We start from the raw sequence: 20,159 nt of genomic DNA on the forward strand, positions 1-20,159 counted from the left end.
TCACGTTAATTCGTTGACAGCGATCAGGCGCGTTCGTACCGTTGGTGACGGTCCTGTTGCCGTCGATTGGAGAAGGACGTTGCTCGTCTGAGGTTCTGAGACACCGAGCCACCCACCCGCCTGTGGTGTGTGTGCCGCGTGCGACCTCGGCATTCGAGCCGTCCCGACGGAGCGGGCCTTTTTCATGGCCCCAGGGCTGTGTCCCGCTCCTTCCCTCCCCGTCGCCGCCTCCGGTGTCTCGATACGCGTTTGCCCATCACCGCATCAAGCAATCGCGAGGCGCCCTTATGTCTACGACCATGTCCATCGCCTGCACGTCCCTCTCCTTCGCCTGGCGCGACGGCACCCCCGTCTTCGAGGTCCTCGACGTCGCCTTCGGTCCCGGCCGGACCGGGCTCGTCGGTGTCAACGGGTCCGGAAAATCAACCCTGTTGAAGCTGATCGCCGGTGAACTCGCGCCGGCCGACGGCCTGGTACGGGTCGCGGGCGAGGTCGGCTATCTCCCGCAGAACGTCACGCTCGACACCCGGCTGCGCGTCGACGAGGCCCTCGGCATCGCCGGCCGGCGGGCCGCGCTGCACGCCATCGAGGCGGGTGACGTGGCCGAGGAGCACTTCGAGACGGTCGGCGACGACTGGGACGTGGAGGAGCGCGCGCTCGCCACCCTCGGCGAACTCGGTCTCGGCCACGTCGAGTTGGACCGCACGGTCGGCGAACTCTCAGGCGGCGAGTCGGTGCTCCTGCGCCTGGCGGCCCTGCTGCTGCGCCGCCCGGACGTACTGCTCCTGGACGAGCCGACCAACAACCTCGACCTGTACGCGCGCCGTCGGCTGTACGCGGCCGTGTCGTCCTGGTCCGGCGTCATGGTCGTGGTCAGCCACGACCGCGAACTCCTCGACCTGGTCGACCAGATCGCCGATCTGCGGGGCGGTGAGGTCACCTGGTACGGCGGCAACTTCTCCGCCTACGAGGAGGCGCTCGCCACCGAACAGGAGGCGGCCGAACGCATGGTGCGGGTCGCGGAGTCCGACCTGCGCAAGCAGAAGCGCGAACTGGCCGACGCACAGGTGAAGTTGGCCCGCCGCAAGCGGTACGGGCAGAAGATGTGGGACCAGAAACGCGAGCCGAAGATCGTCATGGGTGCGCGCAAGCGCGCGGCGCAGGAGTCCGCGGGCAAGCACCGCCTGATGCACGAGGAGCGGCTGGCCGAGGCCAAGGAGCGGCTCGACGACGCGGTGGAGGCCGTAAGGGACGACGACGAGATCCGCGTCGACCTGCCGTACACGGCCGTACCGCCGGGCCGTACCGTCCTGACCCTGCTGGACCTGGAACTCGCCTACGGGGCGCGCGTGGCCGGCGGTCTCGATCTGCGCGGTCCCGAGCGGGTCGCGCTGATCGGGCGCAACGGCGCGGGCAAGACGACGCTGCTGCGCACGATCGCCGGGGAGCTGGCGCCGGTGTCGGGCGAGGCGCACGCGCACGTGCCGCTGCGTTTCCTGCCGCAGCGGCTCGACGTCCTCGACGGCGAACTGTCGGTCGTCGAGAACGTGGCCCGGTTCGCGCCGGGCGCCACCAACAACCGGATCCGGGCCCGCCTGGCCCGCTTCCTGTTCCGGGGCGCCCGCGCCGACCAGAAGGCGGCGACCCTGTCCGGCGGCGAGCGCTTCCGGGCCGCGCTGGCCGCCCTGATGCTGGCCGAACCGGCCCCGCAGCTGCTCATGCTCGACGAGCCGACCAACAACCTCGACATGGCGAGCGTGCGGCAGCTCACCACCGCGCTGGAGTCGTACGAAGGCGCGCTGATCGTGGCCTCCCACGACCTGCCGTTCCTGGAGTCGATCGGCATCACGCGCTGGCTGCTGCTGGACGGAGAGCTGCGCGAGACGGAGCCGGAGGAGGTCGGATGAGCGCGTTGCAGGAGGGGCACAGCATGGCAAGGGGGGTTTTCTACCCGCCTGAGGGCCCTGCATGATGGCCGGACCGGGCCCGCACCACGGGCCCGGTCCGCCGTCCGCCGTGAGGAAGTCCTGTTGTGCCGAGCAAGAAGGCCCTCGTCCGCCGCCCGAGCCCGCGCCTCGCCGAAGGCCTGGTGACGCACATCGAGCGGGAGAAGATCGATGCCGACCTCGCGCTGGAGCAGTGGGAGGCGTACGGGGAGACGCTGCGCGCGCACGGCTGGGACACCTTGGAGGTGGACCCGGCCGACGACTGTCCCGACTCGGTGTTCGTCGAGGACACCGTCGTCATGTACAAGAACGTCGCGCTGATCGCCCGCTCCGGCGCCGAGTCCCGGCGCGAGGAGACCCTCGGGGTCGAGGAGGCTGTGGCCCGCCTGGGCTGCTCGGTCAACTGGATCTGGGACCCGGGCACGCTGGACGGCGGCGACGTCCTGAAGGTCGGGGACACGATCTACGTCGGCCGCGGCGGCCGGACCAACGCGGTCGGCGTCCAGCAGCTGCGGGCCGCCTTCGAACCGCTCGGGGCGCGGGTCGTGGCCGTGCCGGTGAGCAAGGTGCTGCACCTGAAGTCGGCGGTCACCGCGCTGCCCGACGGGACGGTCGTCGGGCACATCCCGCTGGTGGACCGCCCGTCCCTGTTCCCCCGCTTCCTGTCGGTCCCCGAGGAGTCGGGCGCCCATGTGGTGCTCCTGGGCGGCGACAAGCTGCTGATGGCGGCGAGCGCGCCGAAGACGGCGGAGCTGTTCGCCGACCTCGGTCACCAGCCGGTGCTGGTGGACATCAGTGAGTTCGAGAAGCTCGAAGGCTGTGTGACATGCCTCTCGGTCCGGCTCCGCGACCTGTACGCCTGATGGGTGATCGCTTCACCCGTACGGCCCTGGGACCTGCGGGTCCTGGACCTTTCTGACATGCCCCCGAAAGACCGGGGAACAGGGCCTGATCAGGGCTCTTTACACCCCTCTTAACCTACGGCAACGTAACCTACGGATACGTAGCCTACGATGCCGTAGGTTCCGGCACCGCTCGCCGGACCCACCCGGTTCCGTTCCGCTCTGTTCCGTTCCGCTCTGTTCCGTCTTTGTTGCCCGTCCCCCTGGAGTTCCCGTGACGATCACCTCCCCGCACCTCGGCAGCCCTTCCGTCTGGACCGACGCCCGACTGCTGTACGCGCTGGAGGAAGTGGTCGAGAAGGAACTCAACCGGCACCTGAGCGTCACCAAGGACTGGATGCCGCACGAGTACGTGCCGTGGACGGACGGGCGTAACTTCCCCGGTCTCTTCGAGGACGGCGAGGCCTGGGACAAGGAGCAGTCGAAGGTCACCGAGATCGGCCGCATCGCGCTGGTCGTGAACCTGCTGACCGAGGACAACCTCCCCAGCTACCACCACGAGATCGCCTCGCTCTTCGGCCGCGACGGCGCCTGGGGCACCTGGGTGCACCGCTGGACGGCCGAGGAGGGCCGCCACGGCATCGTGATGCGCGACTACCTGCTCGCCTCGCGCGCGGTGGACCCGGACAAGCTGGAAGCGCTGCGCATGGCGCACATGAGCGAGGGCTTCGAGTCGGACAACCGGCACTCGATGCTGCACTCGGTCGCCTATGTCGCCTTCCAGGAGCTGGCCACCCGCGTCTCGCACCGCAACACCGGCCACCAGTCCGGCGACCCGGTCTGCGACCGCATGCTGGCCCGCATCGCGACCGACGAGAACCTCCACATGGTCTTCTACCGCAACCTCCTGAAGGCCGCCTTCGACCTCGCCCCCGACCTGACCATGCAGGCCGTGCGGGACGTCGTGGTGAACTTCCGGATGCCCGGTCACGGGATGCCCGGCTTCGAGCGGTCCGCCGCGCAGATGGCGATCGGCGAGGTCTACAACCTGCGCATCCACCACGACGATGTGATCCAGCCGGTGCTGCGCTACCTGAAGGTCATGGACATCGACGGCCTGAGCCCCGAGGGGCAGCAGGCGCAGAACGAACTCGGCATGTTCATGGGCGGCCTGGACGCGGAGGCCGCCAAGTTCGACGAGAAGCTCGCCAACCGCAAGGCCCGCATGGCGGCGCGCGCCGCGGGCTGACGGCACGCACGCGTGCACGCGGCCGGTACGGGAACGCCCGTGCCGGCCGCGTCGTCGTCCGCGGCCGGGCAGGGCGTACGTCGGGTGCGGTCAGACGGGGCGTGCGTCAGGTGCGGTTCCGCCTGAGTTCCAGTCGTTCCTTCTCCGACAGGCCGCCCCAGACACCGAAGCGCTCGTCGTTCGCCAGGGCGTAGTCGAGACAGGCGGTGCGCATCTCGCACATGCCGCAGATGCGCTTCGCCTCACGTACCGAGCTGCCCGGCTCGGGGAAGAAGAACTCCGCCCCGGTCTGCGCGCAGAGCGCCTGGGCCTGCCAGCCGGGGTCGGCCGGGGTCATGGTGTCGATGTGCATGACGAGAGCGTGCCGGACGGCGAAAAACGTTCGATCAACGCGGGATCAACGCCATGCCCCGAGGCCTCCGGCCACCTGATGGTGACCCACCGCACACAACGGCGCACGGCGGCGCGCGGCGCGATGCGACGGGATGTGAAATCCACGGAGTCGGCGTCGGTACGCCAGGTCCATACGCGTCCTTCACGCCGGTACGGCGGCGATTGTCAGTGGGCGGTGCGAGACTCGGCAGAGCAGAGAACGGGACCCTTCCGAGGAGGGCGCATGCTCACCACCCGTTTCGTCAACGGCGCACCGAACTGGATCGACGTCGGCACCTCCGACATCGACGGCGCCATCTCCTTCTACGGCGGTGTCTTCGGCTGGCGGTTCCAGTCGGCGGGACCCGAGGCCGGCGGCTACGGCTTCTTCCAGCTGGACGGAAAGACCGTGGCCGGCGGTATGCAGACGACACCGGACCAGGGCCCGCCCTCCTGGACCGTGTACTTCCAGAGCGCGGACGCCGAGGCCACCGCGAAAGCGGCCGAGCAGTCGCACGGCAGCGTGCTCATGCCGCCGATGGACGTCATGGGCGAGGGCCACATGGCGATCCTCGCGGACAAGGCGAGCGTGCCGTTCGGCATCTGGCAGCCGGGCAGGCTCAAGGGCGTCGACGTGGCGAACGAGCCCGGTTCGCTGTCCTGGGTCGAGCTCTACACCCCGGACATCGCCGCGGCCGCGTGGTTCTACCACGAGACGCTCGGCCTGGAGACGGCCGCGGTGAACTTCCCGGGTGGCACGTACACGACCGTCAACCCGGCCGGGGCCGATGAGGACGCCATGTTCGGCGGCCTCGTCCCACTGGCCGACGACCCCACCGAGGACACGGCCTACTGGCTGCCCTACATCGAGGTCGAGGACGTGGACGCCGTGGTCGCCAAGGCGCGGGAGCTGGGCGGCGAGATCCGCGTCCCCGCCACGGACATCGAGGGCGTCGGCCGCGTCGCCAAGCTCGCCGACCCGTACGGTGCCCGCTTCGCGGTGATCAAGAACGCACAGCAGCAGGGCTGAGCGGCGGAACGAGCCGGAGCCGGAGCCGGAGCCGGAGCCGGCCGAGGAGCTGAGCCGAGGGAGCAGGCCTACGCGGAGGCGCGCCGTACCAGTGTCGTCGGCAGGACCACGCCGGACGGCGCGCCCTCCGAGATCTCGACGGTCCCCGTGGCCCCGACCGCCCTGAGGCTCCCGGCCGTGTCGTCGCCGTCGCGGTGGTCGAGTCGGCGCAGCAGCAGCCGGGCCATCAAGCGGCCCATGTCCTCGATGTCCTGGCGGACGGTCGTGAGCGGCGGGTCGGTCTGCTCGGCCACCGGCCCCACGTCGTCGAAACCGATCACGGCGACATCCTCCGGCACCCGCCGCCCGCGCTCGCGCAGCACCCGCATGGCGCCGGCGGCCGTGAGGTCGTTGGCGGCGAACACGGCGTCCAGGTCGGGACGGCGGTCGAGCAGTTCCCGCATCGCACTCTCACCGCCGGCCGGGGTGAAGTCGCTCTCGACGATCAGCCGCGGGTCGGCATCGGTCCTGACGTCCCGGAAGCCGTCGAGCCGGTCCGCGGCGGACGTCTGGTCCAGCGGGCCGGTGATGTGCGCGATGCGGCTGCGGCCGAGACCGACGAGATGGGTTACGGCCTTGCGGGCGCCGTCGCGGTTGTCGCAGTCGACGTACAGCGGGCCGCCCTTGCCGTCGCTCCAGCCGGGCCGGCCGCCGAACACGGTCGGCACTCCGGCGTGCTGGATCAGCCCGGGCAGTGGGTCGTCGAGGTGCAGCGAGAAGACGAGGGCGCCGTCGACATGGCCGCCGGCCAGATACCGGCCCACGCGCGCGTGGTCGTCGCGGCCCTCGACGAGCAGCAGCACGAGCTGGTTGTCGTGGGCGGTCAACTCCTTGCTGATACCCCGAAGTTGCAGGGCGAAGAAGGGGTCGGCGAAAACCCGGGTCTCCGGCTCGGCGATGACCACGGCGACGGCGTCATGGCGCCGGGTCACGAGGCTGCGCGCGGCCTGGTTCGGCACGTACCCGAGCTCGTCGACGGCCTTGCGCACCCGCTCGACGAGCGGCTCCGTGACCCCGTCCCCACCGTTCACGACCCGGGACGCGGTGGCCCGCGAGACCCCGGCCCGCGCGGCCACTGCCTCCAGCGTGGGGCGTGGTGCGGTGTCGCTCACTTCGGGGCCTCCTCGGTGGTTGCGGATCAGGATATCTCCCGGTGGGACACGGCGAGGGAGCGCTCTTGGATCGGGGGAAAACGGGTTGCGCGGGCGGCCGGGACGAGCCGAGGATCACCGGATGACGATGCGAAAGGCCCATGGCCGCTGATCGCCTGACCAGGTACGCCCGCCTTCCCCGCGCGTACCACGACCGAACCCTCCTGCACAGCACGGTCGACGCCTTCGGGCGCGCGCACTGGCTGCTGCGCGACTCGGCCCAGCCGGACGGTCCCTACGACGCGGTGGCCGTCACCGTCGAGGAAGGACGCGCCCACGAGACGCAGCTCAGCGCGGTACGCCCACGCCATCCGTTGATCGACGCCCTGCCGGACGGCGGCTTCGTGCTCGCGGACATCCGCAGCAGGGCGGGCGACGACCAGGTGCAGGTCTTCGACGCCCTGGGGCGACCGTCCTGGCACTTCCGGGTCGGCGACGGCATCGAGCACCTCCTGGCCGACGAGTCCGGCGACCTCTGGATCGGCCACTTCGACGAAGGTGTCCTGGGCGACCGGCTCAGCGAGGCGGGCGTGCGCCGCTGGAGCAGCACGGGATCACCGCTGTGGGCGTATCAGCCGACGGCCGGTGCCGGCAGCATCGTCGACTGCTACGCCCTCAACGTCGACCGGCGGGCGGCCTGGGTGTACCCGTACACCGGCTTCCCGCTCCTGGAGGTCCGGGCCGACCGAGTGACGCGGGTGCGGAAGACGCCCGTCGGATTCGCACACGGTGTCGTCGTGCACGGCGAGCGCGTCGCGTTCTTCGGCGGTGTCAGGGACGCCCGCGACCGGCTGGTCACGGGCACGCTCACCGAGACCGGCGTCGCACCCGGGACGGAGACCCGGCTGACGCACCCGGACGGCACCGCCCTCGGCCGCCGCCGCGTGATCTGCCGCGGCTCCCGTCTCTACGTCCAACCGAAGCCGTTCACCGAATGGTTGCTCCTCGACATCGGCGTCGGCTGATGCGCGCTCACACACCCCGCCCCTCACGCCAGCAGATCCACCCGCCGTCCCACCCCGTCCCGCACCGCCCTCTCGTACGCCACCCAAGCCAGCGCCAAGTCCTGCCACGGCAGCCCCACCGGCGCGTACACGGACCGCTGTTCGTCGCTCGTCCGCCCGGGGCGCTCGCCGCGCAGCACCTCGCCGAGTGTCGCGTCGGCGGCCGTCGCCGTAAGGCCGGCCGCCGCCAACGCGCCCATGTCGGCGGCGAGTTCACGGTCGTCGACGACGAGCAGGGCATTGTGAAGCAGGTCGGCGGCGAGCTCCTGTTTGCCGGGCTCGTCCGCGCCGAGACTGGTGAAGTGCTGACCGGCGCGGGAGTCCGCGAGCCGGAGCAACGGCTCCCTGGACCAGGTGGCCAGCAGCAGCGTGTCGGCGAGCGCAGCGGCCTCCGGCGCCGAGCCGACCGCCCGGCCTCCGTGGCGCGCGGCGAAGGCGGCGGCGCGCTCGTCGTCCGTGTCGTGGACGACGAGGTCCGGGTACGGCCGTCCCAGGGCGCGCAGCCCGCGGAGCATCAACTCGGCCTGCGCGCCCGCGCCGATCACGCCCACCGAGCCGCCAGGACCGGCGAGGAGGTCCGTGCCCAGGGCGGCCGCGAGTCCCGTCCGCCAGGCCGTGATCGTCGCCGAGTCGAGCAGGGCGAGGAGTTCGCCGTCGGCTCCGGCGTACAGGCAGATCACCCCGCGCAGAGCGGGCCGCGCGCCCGGGAACTTGGCGTTGACCTTCACGGTGTAGGCCTCGATGCCGGGCAGCAGCCCCGGGATCAGCGCGGTGGCCGTGCCCGGGAACGGCAGGTCCGTCCGCACCCGCTGCCCCACGACCGCCTGCGCGGGCGCCCGAAAACCGGCCCGCAGCGCGTCGAGGCAGTCCCCGACCTCCAGGACGGCTTCCAGATCGGTTCGCGTCAGTACAAGAGTCACCCGCCCATGATCCGTCAGTGCGCGTGCGCCGCGTGCGGATCATGGGGGTCGTGCGGCTCGTAGCCGGGAATCGTGCCGTCCGCCTTCTTCACCAGGAACAGCCCCACCATCCCCATGTCGGAGTGGCTCTGGACATGGCAGTGGTACATCCACGCGCCCGCCCCGACGCCCTCCCCCGCGACCACCTGGAAGCCGAAGGAGTCCGCCGGGCCGACGATCTTGTTGTCGACGACCTGGCTGGGGTCGTCCGGGCCGGTCAGCAGGCCCGTGCGGTTGTCCGCCCAGCGATGCCCGTGCATGTGGAACGTGTGGTAGTACTCGCCGTGCGTGATCATCACGAACTCGACCCGGTCGCCGACGGTGGCCTCGAAGTCGGGCCCGGAGTGCGCCGGTCGGTTGTTGATGCTCATGTCGTTGAAGACGATCGTGTACGTCCGGTCCGGCAGGACATCTCCCTTGCGGCGCACGATCACCGGGCCGTAGAGGCCGTTGCGGATGCCGCCGGTGCCGTGCTCGGTGCCGACGACGTGGTCGTGGTAGTGCCAGTAACCGGCGCTGCCCGCCCGCCAGGTGCCGTCCGCGCGGCGGCCCGGCGCGTGGGTGCGCCAGGTGTAGGTGCGGGTGCCGCCGGGTTCGACGTCGCTGCGGTTCAACTTGGTGCCGTCGCTGGAGATTTCGTAGTCCAGGCCGTGCACGTGCAGGCTCGCGGCCACGTCCATGGTGTTCTCGAACTCGATGTGCAGGGTGTCGCCCTCGTTGAGTTCGATGAGCGGCCCGGGGATCGACGCCCTGCCCTTCTCCAGGCCGTAGCCCATCTGCCCGCCGGCAAGGCGCTCGGCGTACAGCTTGATGCGTTTGACCTCTCCCCCGCCCGGGGCGGTCCTCGCCGGAGCGGCGGCGCTCACGGCCTCCGGCGCGAGGGACAACGATGTCGCGACGGCCGCGCCGCCGAGCAGCACCCGTCTGTTGAACCCGCGTCTGTCCATGCGGAACTCCCCACCCTGGTAAGGAATTTGCGGAGGTGTACCTGTGATGAACCTGTGAGACGGTAGCGGCCCTTCCGCCGTTTTTCCACACTCAGGACAAAGTTCGTGGGATCCCGGTCATAGGTATTGGCGGGCCGCGCAAAGGCGTCTAGCTTCCTTGGCGTTGCCGCTGTGACCGAGGAGGTGCCCATGCACTTACGAGGGTTGAGCACAAGAGGCGTCAGAAGACGGGCCTGGGCGGCCACCGTGACCGCCGGGGTCGTCACCGCCGGACTGCTGTCGGGACCCGTCGCGAGCGCGCGGCCGGCCCCGGAACCGTCCCCGACAACGATGTCCGTCAAGTCGCCCCCGGGCGGCCCGAGTGTGCGGGTGCTGGTCTTCTACGGCTCCGCGGCGGCCGGGGACGAGTCCCCCGTCGTGAACGCCGGGATCGGGGCGATCGAGCAGATCGGCCTCACCGGACCCGCCGAGCAGCGCTTCGAGACCGAGGCCTCGGACGACGCGTCGGTCTTCACCGACGAGGCCAGGCTGGGCAGTTACAACGCGATCGTGTTCCTGACCGGGGGCGGTGACGTCCTCGATCCGGAGCAGGAGGCGGGCCTGGAGGCCTACATGGAGGCGGGCGGCGGTTTCGTCGGCGTCCATGACGCGGCCCGCGCGGAGCCGTACTCGGACTGGTTCACCGGTCTGGTCGGCGCGCGCCCTGCCGTCTCCAGTCCAACGGCCGTGCAACGCGCCGTGGTCGAGGTCGGCGACCGGCAGCACCCGGCGACCAAGGGTCTGCCGTTGCAGTGGAAACGGCCGGACCAGTGGCCCAACTGGGTGAAGAACCCGTCCGGAGACGTGCACACCGTGGCACGGGTGCGCGAGTCGACGTATGCGCCGGGCGCGAGTGCCAACGGCGCGGACCACCCGGTCAGTTGGTGCCGTGACTACGACGGCGGACGCTCCTTCTACACGGCCATGGGCGGCACGGTGTCGTCGTACGACGAGACGGACTTCCGCGCCCATCTGCGCGGCGCGCTGCTGTGGACCACCCGGCTGGCGCGGGCCGACTGCAAGGCGACGATCAACGCCAACTACAAGGCGGAGCGCCTGACCCAGGCCAACCAGCCCGGCCAGAACGACCAGATCGGCGAGCCGCACGGCCTGGTCACCGCGCCCGACGGACGCGTGCTCTACATCGGCCGGGGCGGCGCCGACTCCTCCCAGCCCGTGATCACCGACTGGAACAACCCCGATGTCGGAAAGGGCAAGGGCCAGATCCATGTCTACGACCCGAGGACCAAGAAGGTCACACTCGCGGGCGAGTTGACGATTTTCGGCAACAAGGGCGGCGGTGACGAGCTGGTCAAGGTCGAGGAAGGCCTGCTCGGCATCGCGCTCGACCCGCGCTTCGAGCAGAACGGGTGGGTGTACCTGCACTACACGCCCCACTCGCAGCTCAACCGCGACACGCAGATCGCCGAGCGGCGGGTCTCCCGCTTCACCCTCGACCTCGCCACGAACAAGCTGGACCCGGGCAGCGAGAAGGTGCTGCTCAAGTGGCCGGTGCAGGTGCACAGTTGCTGCCACGCGGGCGGCGGGATGGCCTGGGACTCCAAGGGCAACCTGTACATCGCGACCGGGGACAACAACTCCAGTGGTTTCAGCGATGGTTACTCCGGCAACAACCCGGCGCCGAACTACAAGGGCGTGTCCTTCGCCGACGCGCGCCGCACCGCCGGCAACACCAACAACCTCAACGGCAAGATCCTGCGCATCCACCCGGAGTCCGACGGGACGTACACCCTGCCAGCGGGCAACCTGTTCACCGGCCGGGAGACCGACGAGGGCGGCGGCAAGACGCGCGGCGAGATCTACGTGATGGGCGTCCGCAACCCGGCGCGCATCTTCGTCGACCAGCAGACCGACACGCTCTACGCGGGCTGGGTCGGCCCGGACGCGGGTGCGCCGTCGACCACGTGGGGTCCGGCCAAGTACGACACGTTCGCCGTCATCACCAAGGCGAGCAACCGGGGTTGGCCGTACTGCATGGGCAACAAGCAGCCCTACCGGGACCGCAATCTGCCGGATCCGACGAAGCCGCTGGGCTGGTACGACTGCGCCCACCCGAAGAACGAGTCGCCGAACAACAACGGGCTGGTCAACATCCCGCCGGTCACCGGAAACAACATCTGGTACTCGCCCCAGGGCGGCGCGCCGGACTACCCGCGCGACGCGAACGGCATTCCCTCCTACAAGCAGGAGGAGGCCACGTACCTGCTGCCGTGGCTCAAGGGCGGCGGCCAGGCGGCCATGAACGGCCCGGTCTACCGCTACGACGCGGCGAGCACGAGCGCGACCAAGTGGCCCTCGTACTGGGACGGCAAGTGGTTCGTCGGTGACTTCTACGACGCCGACCAGCCGCGCAACGCCGTGCTCACCGACCCGAAGACGCAAGGCGACGGCGGTCTGCCCGTGCACTCGGAGTCCCTGAAGAAGATCATCCCGATCGGCAACGACGGCATCAAGAACCTCATGGACTGGAAGTTCGGTCCGGACGGGGCGTTGTACGTCCTCGACTACGGGCGCGGCTTCTTCACCTCCGACGCCAAGTCGGCGCTGTGGAAGGTCACTTACACGGGCGGCGGACCGACACCGGCCGCGAACCAACTGGTGAGGGGAGGGCAGTGATGCGACACCTTCTACGGCGACGAAGAGTCTGGGCGGCCCTGTTGGCCGGCGTCCTGATGATGCTGGGCCTGCAGACGACGGCGGGCGCCCAGCCCGACCGTCCGGCACAGGCGGCCGCGGCCCAGACGCTCACCTGGACCGCGGGCGACGACATCACCAAGTACGTCTCGGCGCCCACGACGGCGGTCGCGGGGACGGCGACGATCGTCTTCGAGAACAGCGTGGGGACCGGCAACACCATGGGAATGCCGCACACGTTGACGTTCGCGACCTCGGACCCGGAGTTCAACTCCGACGTCGAGCTGAACATCCTCGCCAACCCGAACGACGCGCAGGGCGGCCGGCACACCACGGAGGTCACGCTCACTCCGGGCCGCTACTTCTACCACTGCACGATCCCGGGCCACGGGCAGATGCAGGGCATCCTGGTGGTGACCGAGGGCACCGGCGAGGACACCACCGCGCCCGAGACCTCGGTCGACGTGGCCGGGACGCGCAACTCGCAGGGCCAGTACGTCGGTTCGGCGAGCGTGGCGATCGCCGCGAGCGACCCGGGCGGTTCGGGCGTGGACCGGGTCGAGTACGCCGTGGGTGACGACGGCGCCTGGCTGCCGTACACCACCCCGGTCGTGGTCGACCAGGTCGGTGATCACAAGGTCCGCTACCGGGCCTCGGACAAGGCGGGCAACGTGGCCGCCGAGAAGAGCGTCGCGTTCACGGTCGTCGCGCCGCCGACGGACGACACGACCCCGCCGGAGACCTCGGCGACGGTCAGCGGGGAGAAGAACCCCGAGGGGAACTACCTCGACATGGCGACGGTCACCGTCACCGCCTCCGACACCGGGTCCGGCGTCAACACGATCGAGTACGCGGTGAACTCCGGTGCCTGGACGCCGTATTCGGGTCCTGTGATGGTGCATCAGCTCGGCACGCACACCGTGCGCTACCGGGCCACCGACAAGGCGGGCAACGCGGCGGCGGACAAGAGCGTCACGTTCACCGTGGTCGCGCCGCCCGCGCGGGACACGACCCCGCCGGTGACGGGCGTGACCGTCGGCGGGACGCGGAACTCCGACGGGGCGTACGTGGGCAACGCCAAGGTGACCGTGAGTGCGGCCGACGAGGGCGGCTCGGGGGTCGCGGGCATCGAGTACTCGCTCGACGCCGGGCCCTATCTGGCGTACGGCGGGCCCGTGGTGGTCGACCGGGCCGGCACGCACACGGTCGCGTACCGGGCGACCGACAAGGCGGGCAACACCTCTCAGTCACGGTCCGTGAGCTTCACGGTGGTGGCAGGCGGCGGGGTCCCCGCGCCCAACTGCCCCGAGTTCGACGAGCGGTTGACGGTCATCGTCGGCACGGTCGACTCCGGCGTCCCCAACCGGGTCACCAACAACCGGTGCCGGATCAACGAGTTGATCGAGGACGAGAAGGAGTGGACGTCCCACGCGCTGTTCCTCAAGCACGTGAAGACGGTCCTCGACAAGCTGTTCAGGGAAGGGGTCGTCGACGAGCGCGAGTACGACACGATCACGGAGGCCGCCCAGGAGTCCGGGATCGGCAAGCCCGGACAGACCGAGGGCTACCGGACGATCTTCGACGGCACGGCGGGCTCCCTCGCCAAGTGGGAGCAGGTCGGCGGCGGTTCGTTCGGTCTGAACTCCGACGGGTCGATCACCAGCGGCACCACGTCCGACGGCCTCGGCATGCTCTGGTATCCGCAGCGCAAGTACGGTGACTTCTCGCTGAAGCTCCAGTGGCGTGACGACGCGCCGGGCACGGGCAACGCCAACTCCGGTGTGTTCGTGCGGTTCCCGTGGGTCCACAACCACCCGGAGGAGTCCCGGCCCGAGTGGGCCGCCATCAAGTACGGGCACGAGGTGCAGGTGTTCGACCGGCCCGACGGCGACATGTACAAGACGGGCTCGATCTACGGCTTCGACCGGGTGGGCCTCGCCGGTGCCGGCGTCACCCAGAAGGGCACCTGGAACGACTACGAGATCCGCGTGGTCGACCAGCACTACTCGGTCTACCGCAACGGCGTCCTGATCAACGAGTTCGACAACATCGGCGGCCAGGACTTCTTCCCGGCGCGTTCGGACGACCCGGGCACGGACGGTCGGCGGTTCGCGTCCGGCTACGTTGGGCTCCAGGTGCACAGCGTCAGTGACGTTGTCTCCTACCGGGACATCCGGATCAAGGAGCTGTAGGTACACCGGAGTCACAGCAGCAGCATCAGTGGGAGGCGCCCCGGCCGGGACTACTCGGCCGGCGGCGCCTCTTTCCTCGCCCGGCTCGGCTGCACCCGCTTCGGCTCGCCCGGCATCTTCGGATACTCCGGCGGGTAGGGCAGGTCGCCGAGCCCGTGGTCGTGTTCGTCGCGGCGGGCCAGTTCGAGGAGGGCTTCGAGGGAGAAGCGGTGGTCGTCCATGTCCGCGTGCACGTCGCCGAGTTCGGCGAAACGCGCGGGCATGGTGGCGAGGTCGAAGTCCTGGGGATGCGCGGTGCCCACCTCGTCCCAGGTCAGGGGCGCGGACACGGGGGCGTGCGGGCGGGGCCGTACGGAATAGGCGGAGGCGATGGTGCGGTCGCGCGCGGTCTGGTTGTAGTCGACGAAGATGCGCTCACCGCGCTCCTCCTTCCACCACTTGATGGTCACGTGGTCCGGCATCCGGCGCTCCAGCTCCCGGCCGACGGCGATGGCGGCGCGCCGGACCTCGGTGAAGGTCCAGTTGGGCTCGATCGGCACGAAGACGTGCAGACCGCGTCCGCCGGAGGTCTTGGGGAAGCCCTTCAGACCGCCGAACTCGTCAAGGACGGCGCGCAGTTCGTGGGCGGCGCGGACGGCGTCGTCGAAGTCGGTGCCGGGCTGCGGGTCGAGGTCGATGCGGAGTTCGTCCGGGTGGTCGACGTCGTCGCGGCGGACCGGCCAGGGGTGGAAGGTGAGCGTGCCGTACTGGGCGGCCCACAGCACGGCGGCCTCCTCGGTCGGGCACATCTCGTCGGCGCTGCGACCGCTGGGGAAGGTGATGTGGGCGGTCGGGATCCAGTCGGGCATGTTCTTGGGCGCGCGCTTCTGGAAGAAGTTCTCGCCGCTCACGCCGTCGGGATAGCGCTCGAGAGTGGTGGGGCGGTCGCGCAGGGCGCGCAGGATCCCGGGGCCGACGGCGATGTAGTACTTCGCCAGGTCCAGCTTGGTGAATCCGCGCTCGGGAAAGAAGATCTTGCTCGGGCTGGACAGCCGGACGGTCCGGCCGCCCGCTTCCAGTTCCACCGCTTCGGCCATGCGGCCACGGTAGGCGCACCTCGGGTCCCACGCACACCGGGCGGCAGCCGTCGTATGCGCGCAGAATCCGTCGTATGCGCGCAGAATCGGAGCCATGGACCTGCCGGTGATGCCACCCGTGAAGCCGATGCTCGCCAAGTCGGTGGCGAGGATCCCGCCCGACATGCAGTACGAGGCGAAGTGGGACGGATTCCGGGCGATCGTGTTCCGGGACGGGGACGACGTCGAGATCGGGAGTCGTACGGGCAAGCCGCTGACCAGGTACTTCCCCGAGCTGGTGGCGGCGCTCGCGGAGCGGTTGCCGCCGCGGTGCGTGCTGGACGGGGAGATCGTCATCGCCCGGGAGGGGCGGCTCGACTTCGACGCGCTCACCGAGCGGATCCACCCGGCGGACTCCCGGGTGCGCACCCTCGCCGAGCGGACCCCGGCGTCCTTCGTGGCCTTCGACCTGCTGGCCCTGGCGGACGAGTCGCTGCTCGACGTGCCGCTCGCGGACCGGCGGGCGCTGCTCACCATGGCCCTGGCGGGGGTGTCGCCGCCCGTGCACGTGGCGCCGGCGACCACCGACATCGAGGTGGCGCGGCAGTGGTTCGAGCAGTACGAGGGAGCGGGCCTGGACGGCGTGATCGCCAAGCCGCTCACCCTGCGCTATCTCCAGGACGAGCGCGCCATGTTCAAGATCAAGCACGAGCGCACCGCGGACGTCGTCGTCGCGGGCTACCGCCTGCACAAGAGCGGCCCGATCGTGGGCTCGCTGCTGCTCGGCCTCTACGACGACCAGGGCACCCTGCAGCACGTGGGGGTGTCGGCCGCGTTCCCGATGAAGCGGCGCGCCGAGCTGATCGACGAGCTGGAGCCGCTGCGGATGGAGGACGTCAGGGGTCACCCGTGGGCCGCCTGGGCGCAGGAGGCGGCACACGAGACGGCTCGGCTGCCCGGCGCCCCCAGCCGCTGGTCCGGCAAGAAGGACCTCTCCTGGGTGCCGCTGCGCCCCGAGTGGGTGGCCGAGGTGGCCTACGACCACATGGAGAACGGCGCCCGCTTCCGCCACACGGCCCGCTTCCGCCGCTGGCGCCCGGACCGCACGCCCGAGAGCTGCACGTACGCGCAGTTGGAGGAGCCGGTGGGGTACGACCTCGCGGAGATCTTCGGGCCGCAGGACTGAGGCGATCACGGTCGGGCGCACAGCCCCCTCGACCTGCCGCTCCGCGCTCGACGGCGGGCTGGGGAGCATGGCCTCAGTCGGAGGCCGTCGTGGTGGACGCCCCGAGCCGCTGGCTGCCGATGACCGAGAGCAGGCGGAGCTTGTCGTGGTCCTCCGTGCCCGGGGTCGCCGTGAACACCAGCAGCAAATGACCCTGGTCGGGGTCGAGGAGTGTCTGGCAGTGCAGGGAGATCATCCCGACCTCCGGGTGCAGGATCCGCTTGCGGGCGGTGTGTGAGACACCGACTTCGTGCTGGGCCCACAGTTCCGCGAACTCGGAGCTTTCCGCGCCCAGCCGGCCGGCGAGCGCGGCGGCGTGCGAGCCGCGGCCCTCGCGGGAGGCCACCGCGCGGAGATGGGCGACGTACACGCGGCTGTGCGTCGGATGATCGTCCGGCACATAGATCGTACGTTCGTTCGGATCGGTGAACCATCGGTAGATGAGACTGCGCGCGAGCCCGGTGAAACGGGTCTCGTCGCCGAGCAGGGCCACTGCCATCGGGGTCTGGACGATGGTCTCGCCGGTGCCGGTGACGACCTGGGCGGGGGTGTCACCGAGGCGGTCGATGATGCGCATCATCCCGGCGTCGACGTGATCGTCTCGTGCGGCGCGGGCCGGTGCGTTGTGGCCGGCGAGGACGAAGAGATGGTCGCGTTCGTCGAGGGTGAGCCGGAGCCCGCGGGCCATCGCTGTGATCATCTGCTCCGAGGGCTGTGGTCCGCGGCCGCGTTCGAGACGGCTGTAGTAGTCCGTCGACATCCCGCACAGCGCGGCCACCTCCTCGCGTCGCAGCCCGGGCGTCCGTCGGCGCTGTCCTGGAGGAAAGCCGACGTCGTCGGGTTGCAGCGCCTCTCGACGCCTACGGAGAAAGGTCGCCAGGCCGCTCTGATCCATATCGACACTGTGCCGCACGCGGACACGGCTATCCACTGTCCGCCGATCCCAGGCTGAGGGCTCAGCCTGGGATCGGCGGACAGTGGATCAGCAGGCACTGGATGACTTCCCCGATCGCGCGTCAACTGGTCATCGGGGTCAACGGGAGTACGTCGAACTCCTCGCGAGCAGCGAGCGACCCATGGCCAATGACCAATGGAAAGCAATCAGTGACCAGTGAGCAGTAACCAGCGAGCAGTCCCCAAGGAGTCGTCGTGAGTGCCCAGAAGATCGCCGTCATCACCGGAGCCAACCGGGGCCTCGGGCGCGCGTACGCCCTGCACCTCGCCAGGGCGGGTGTCGACGTGGTCGTGAGCTATCGAAGCAACCGGGCCGAGGCCGAGGAAGTGGTCTCCGCCGTAAGGGACGTGGGTCGTTCCGCCGTCGCGCTGCGGCTCGACGTCGGCGTCGTGAGCGCCTTCGCGGACTTCGCCGCGCGGCTCGACGCCGAACTGCGGACGCGCTGGGCCAGGACGACGTTCGACTTCCTCGTCAACAACGCCGGTAACGACCTGACCGCCCGTTCGCCGAGACGACCGAGAAGGACTTCGACGACCTGGTGGACGTACACCTCAAGGGCGTGTTCTTCCTGACGCAGACCCTGCTGCCGACGCTCGCCGACGGCGGCGCGATCGTGAACGTCTCCAGCGGACTGACCCGTTTCACCGCCCCGGGGCATTCCGTCTACGGGGCTGTGAAGGGCGCCATCGAGGTCCTCACCCGCTACCAGGCCAAGGAGCTCGGCAGCCGCGGCATCCGGGTCAACACCGTCGCGCCCGGAGCGACCGCGACCGACTTCGGCGGCGGCATGATGCACGACGAGCAGGTCCGCGCCTACCTCACCTCGCAGGTCGCGCTGGGTCGCGTGGGCGAGCCCGACGACATCGCGGGCGCGGTGACGGCGCTTCTCTCGGACGCGAACCGGTGGGTCACCGCGCAGCGCATCGAGGTCTCCGGCGGGCAGAGCCTGTGAACGGCCGAACCGACGACGCGTACCGAACCGCTGTCGGCCCCAGTTGGGCAAGCCTCGCCTCGGCCGATCCTCGCACCGTCGCTTCCTTCTACCGGGCCGTGCTGGGCTGGGCCGTGACGGAGGGCAGCGGTCGGCTCATCGCATCCGTCGCGGGCACGCCGGTTGCCGACATCTCCGGCCTCACCGCGGCCGACGGGACCGCCGGCTGGCTGATCCACTTCGACGTCGACGACCTCGACACCGCGCTGACCGCCGTCTCCGAGGCCGACGGCGCGCTCCTGCCCCCGGCGGTCGGCGGCTCCGCCGCAACCGCGGTCGTGAGCGACCCCAACGGAACACGGTTCGCACTCCGCGCGCCCGCCGCACCGCGTCGCGAGCGGCCCGCGCACGGCACCCCGGCCTGGGGCGAGCTGATCACCGACGACGTCGAGACGTCTGCGGCGTTCTACCGCGAGGCCTTCGGATGGGAGCTGACGGAGGCGAGCGGTCCCCTCGGCCGCCGCGAGTGGCGGACCCTCGGCAGACCCTTCTCCGGGCTCCTGCCCCGGCCACCGGCCATGCCCGCCGAGACCCCCGCGTACTGGGACGTCTACTTCGCCGTCGACGACATCGAGACCGCCGCGAAGATCGCCGCCGCGCACGACGGCACCCGGCTCATGCCGCCCACGCCGGTCGGAATCGGCACGATCGCGGTCTTCCTCGACCCCGCGGGCGCCGTCTTCACCCTGCTCCAACCCGCCGGACAGGAGGCCGTCGCATGATCACCGGCTCGCACGACACGCACGACACGCACGTCAAGCGCGACAAGACCGGCAAGGTCGGCCTCGTCACCGGCGCCGGATCCGGCCTCGGAGCGGCGGCTGCCGCACGTCTCGCCGCGGACGGCGCGCGTATCGTCGTCGCCGACCGTGACGCGGGGGCCGCCGAACGCGTCGCCGCGGAACTCCGCGCCGCCGGACACCTCGCATCCGCGTTCGCCGCGGACGTCCGCTCGTACGACGACACCGAGCGGCTCGTCGCGTTCACCGTAGCGACCTACGGGGCCCTCGACCTCGCCTTCAACAACGCCGGCGTCACGCCCGGCCTGGTAGAGGTCCACGACATCGCTCTCGACGACTGGAACGACGTCGTCGCCATCAACCTGACCGGCGTCTTCCACAGCATGAAGGCCGAGATCGCCCACATGCTCCGAGCCGGCGGCGGGGCCGTCCTCAACATGGCCTCCACCGCCGGAGTGATGGCGCACGCCGGGCGGGCCGCGTACGCGGCCTCCAAACACGGCATCGTCGGACTCACCCGCTCCGCCGCCGTCGAGTACGCGCAACGCGGCATCCGCGTCAACGCCGTCGCCCCCGGCCCGATCGACGCACCGTCGGCACAAGCCCTCCCGCCCGAGGTCCGCGCGTCCATCGCCGCGAAGACCGCGATGGGCCGCGTGGGCCACGTCGACGAGGTCGCAGCGGTGGTCAGCTTCCTGCTCTCGGACGAAGCCGCCTTCGTCACCGGCTCCGTCTACGAGGTGAACGGCGGGCAGACCCAACTCTGAA

Annotated in this window: 16 protein-coding genes and 1 pseudogene; 11 read left to right on the plus strand and 6 right to left on the minus strand. The window is 70.4% G+C overall.

Annotated features, from left to right (window positions below; genetic code table 11):
* Positions 1-287 precede the first annotated feature (287 nt).
* The 3 genes from ACIQI8_RS05200 (at position 288) to ACIQI8_RS05210 (ending at position 4,037) form a co-directional block, all read left to right on the plus strand.
* On the plus strand, positions 288-1,907 hold the full coding sequence (locus ACIQI8_RS05200; protein ID WP_402345086.1) for an ABC-F family ATP-binding cassette domain-containing protein: 1,620 nt from the start codon (positions 288-290) through the stop codon (positions 1,905-1,907).
* Between the two features lie 125 nt (positions 1,908-2,032).
* The gene (gene ddaH, locus ACIQI8_RS05205) at positions 2,033-2,809 is read left to right on the plus strand and encodes a dimethylargininase (RefSeq protein ID WP_402345088.1); all 777 of its coding nucleotides are present in this window, start codon (positions 2,033-2,035) and stop codon (positions 2,807-2,809) included.
* Positions 2,810-3,062: 253 nt separating this feature from the next.
* On the plus strand, positions 3,063-4,037 hold the full coding sequence (locus ACIQI8_RS05210; protein ID WP_402345089.1) for an acyl-ACP desaturase: 975 nt from the start codon (positions 3,063-3,065) through the stop codon (positions 4,035-4,037).
* A 106-nt stretch (positions 4,038-4,143) separates the two neighbouring features.
* On the opposite strand, the gene ACIQI8_RS05215 is transcribed toward ACIQI8_RS05210, so the two are convergent.
* On the minus strand, positions 4,144-4,389 hold the full coding sequence (locus ACIQI8_RS05215) for a WhiB family transcriptional regulator (protein ID WP_124001983.1): 246 nt from the start codon (positions 4,387-4,389) through the stop codon (positions 4,144-4,146).
* A 264-nt stretch (positions 4,390-4,653) separates the two neighbouring features.
* Here ACIQI8_RS05215 and ACIQI8_RS05220 point away from each other — a divergent pair, with 264 nt between their 5' ends.
* Positions 4,654-5,439, plus strand: a complete 786-nt coding sequence (locus ACIQI8_RS05220; protein ID WP_402345092.1) for a VOC family protein — start codon at positions 4,654-4,656, stop codon at positions 5,437-5,439.
* A 68-nt stretch (positions 5,440-5,507) separates the two neighbouring features.
* On the opposite strand, the gene ACIQI8_RS05225 is transcribed toward ACIQI8_RS05220, so the two are convergent.
* Positions 5,508-6,590 (minus strand): LacI family DNA-binding transcriptional regulator, encoded by a 1,083-nt coding sequence (locus tag ACIQI8_RS05225; protein WP_402345094.1) that lies wholly within the window; start codon positions 6,588-6,590, stop codon positions 5,508-5,510.
* A 140-nt stretch (positions 6,591-6,730) separates the two neighbouring features.
* Here ACIQI8_RS05225 and ACIQI8_RS05230 point away from each other — a divergent pair, with 140 nt between their 5' ends.
* Positions 6,731-7,594, plus strand: coding sequence for a hypothetical protein (locus ACIQI8_RS05230; protein WP_402345096.1), 864 nt, complete (start codon positions 6,731-6,733; stop codon positions 7,592-7,594).
* 23 nt (positions 7,595-7,617) lie between these two features.
* On the opposite strand, the gene ACIQI8_RS05235 is transcribed toward ACIQI8_RS05230, so the two are convergent.
* Positions 7,618-8,553, minus strand: coding sequence for an ornithine cyclodeaminase family protein (locus tag ACIQI8_RS05235; RefSeq protein ID WP_402345098.1), 936 nt, complete (start codon positions 8,551-8,553; stop codon positions 7,618-7,620).
* A 14-nt stretch (positions 8,554-8,567) separates the two neighbouring features.
* The gene (locus tag ACIQI8_RS05240; protein ID WP_402345100.1) at positions 8,568-9,539 is read right to left on the minus strand and encodes a multicopper oxidase domain-containing protein; all 972 of its coding nucleotides are present in this window, start codon (positions 9,537-9,539) and stop codon (positions 8,568-8,570) included.
* Positions 9,540-9,728: 189 nt separating this feature from the next.
* Here ACIQI8_RS05240 and ACIQI8_RS05245 point away from each other — a divergent pair, with 189 nt between their 5' ends.
* Positions 9,729-12,215: a ThuA domain-containing protein gene (locus ACIQI8_RS05245; RefSeq protein WP_402345102.1), complete on the plus strand. Its 2,487-nt coding sequence runs from the start codon at positions 9,729-9,731 to the stop codon at positions 12,213-12,215.
* Complete coding sequence (locus ACIQI8_RS05250; protein ID WP_402345104.1) at positions 12,215-14,425, plus strand: OmpL47-type beta-barrel domain-containing protein; 2,211 nt, start codon at positions 12,215-12,217, stop codon at positions 14,423-14,425. Before ACIQI8_RS05245 ends, ACIQI8_RS05250 begins: the two co-directional genes overlap by 1 nt.
* A 50-nt stretch (positions 14,426-14,475) precedes the next feature.
* On the opposite strand, the gene ligD is transcribed toward ACIQI8_RS05250, so the two are convergent.
* Complete coding sequence (gene ligD, locus ACIQI8_RS05255) at positions 14,476-15,501, minus strand: non-homologous end-joining DNA ligase (RefSeq protein ID WP_402345106.1); 1,026 nt, start codon at positions 15,499-15,501, stop codon at positions 14,476-14,478.
* Between the two features lie 94 nt (positions 15,502-15,595).
* On the opposite strand from ligD, the gene ACIQI8_RS05260 reads away from it, so the two are divergent.
* Entirely contained in the window at positions 15,596-16,666 is a 1,071-nt protein-coding gene (locus ACIQI8_RS05260; protein ID WP_402345108.1) for an ATP-dependent DNA ligase, read from the plus strand.
* A gap of 73 nt (positions 16,667-16,739) precedes the next feature.
* Here ACIQI8_RS05260 and ACIQI8_RS05265 read toward each other — a convergent pair whose 3' ends face one another.
* On the minus strand, positions 16,740-17,600 hold the full coding sequence (locus ACIQI8_RS05265; RefSeq protein ID WP_402345110.1) for a helix-turn-helix transcriptional regulator: 861 nt from the start codon (positions 17,598-17,600) through the stop codon (positions 16,740-16,742).
* Between the two features lie 254 nt (positions 17,601-17,854).
* Here ACIQI8_RS05265 and ACIQI8_RS05270 point away from each other — a divergent pair.
* The 3 genes and pseudogenes from ACIQI8_RS05270 to ACIQI8_RS05280 all read left to right on the plus strand — a co-directional run bounded on the left by ACIQI8_RS05270 (position 17,855) and on the right by ACIQI8_RS05280 (position 20,158).
* Positions 17,855-18,612, plus strand: a pseudogene (locus ACIQI8_RS05270) (SDR family NAD(P)-dependent oxidoreductase).
* The gene (locus ACIQI8_RS05275; RefSeq protein WP_402345112.1) at positions 18,609-19,373 is read left to right on the plus strand and encodes a VOC family protein; all 765 of its coding nucleotides are present in this window, start codon (positions 18,609-18,611) and stop codon (positions 19,371-19,373) included. Before ACIQI8_RS05270 ends, ACIQI8_RS05275 begins: the two are co-directional and overlap by 4 nt.
* Positions 19,370-20,158, plus strand: coding sequence for an SDR family NAD(P)-dependent oxidoreductase (locus tag ACIQI8_RS05280; protein WP_402345114.1), 789 nt, complete (start codon positions 19,370-19,372; stop codon positions 20,156-20,158). The genes ACIQI8_RS05275 and ACIQI8_RS05280 overlap by 4 nt, the downstream gene beginning before the upstream one ends.
* The last annotated feature ends 1 nt before the right edge of the window (position 20,159 follow it).

This window comes from Streptomyces sp. NPDC092369 (assembly GCF_044755245.1).
Lineage (GTDB): Bacteria > Actinomycetota > Actinomycetes > Streptomycetales > Streptomycetaceae > Streptomyces.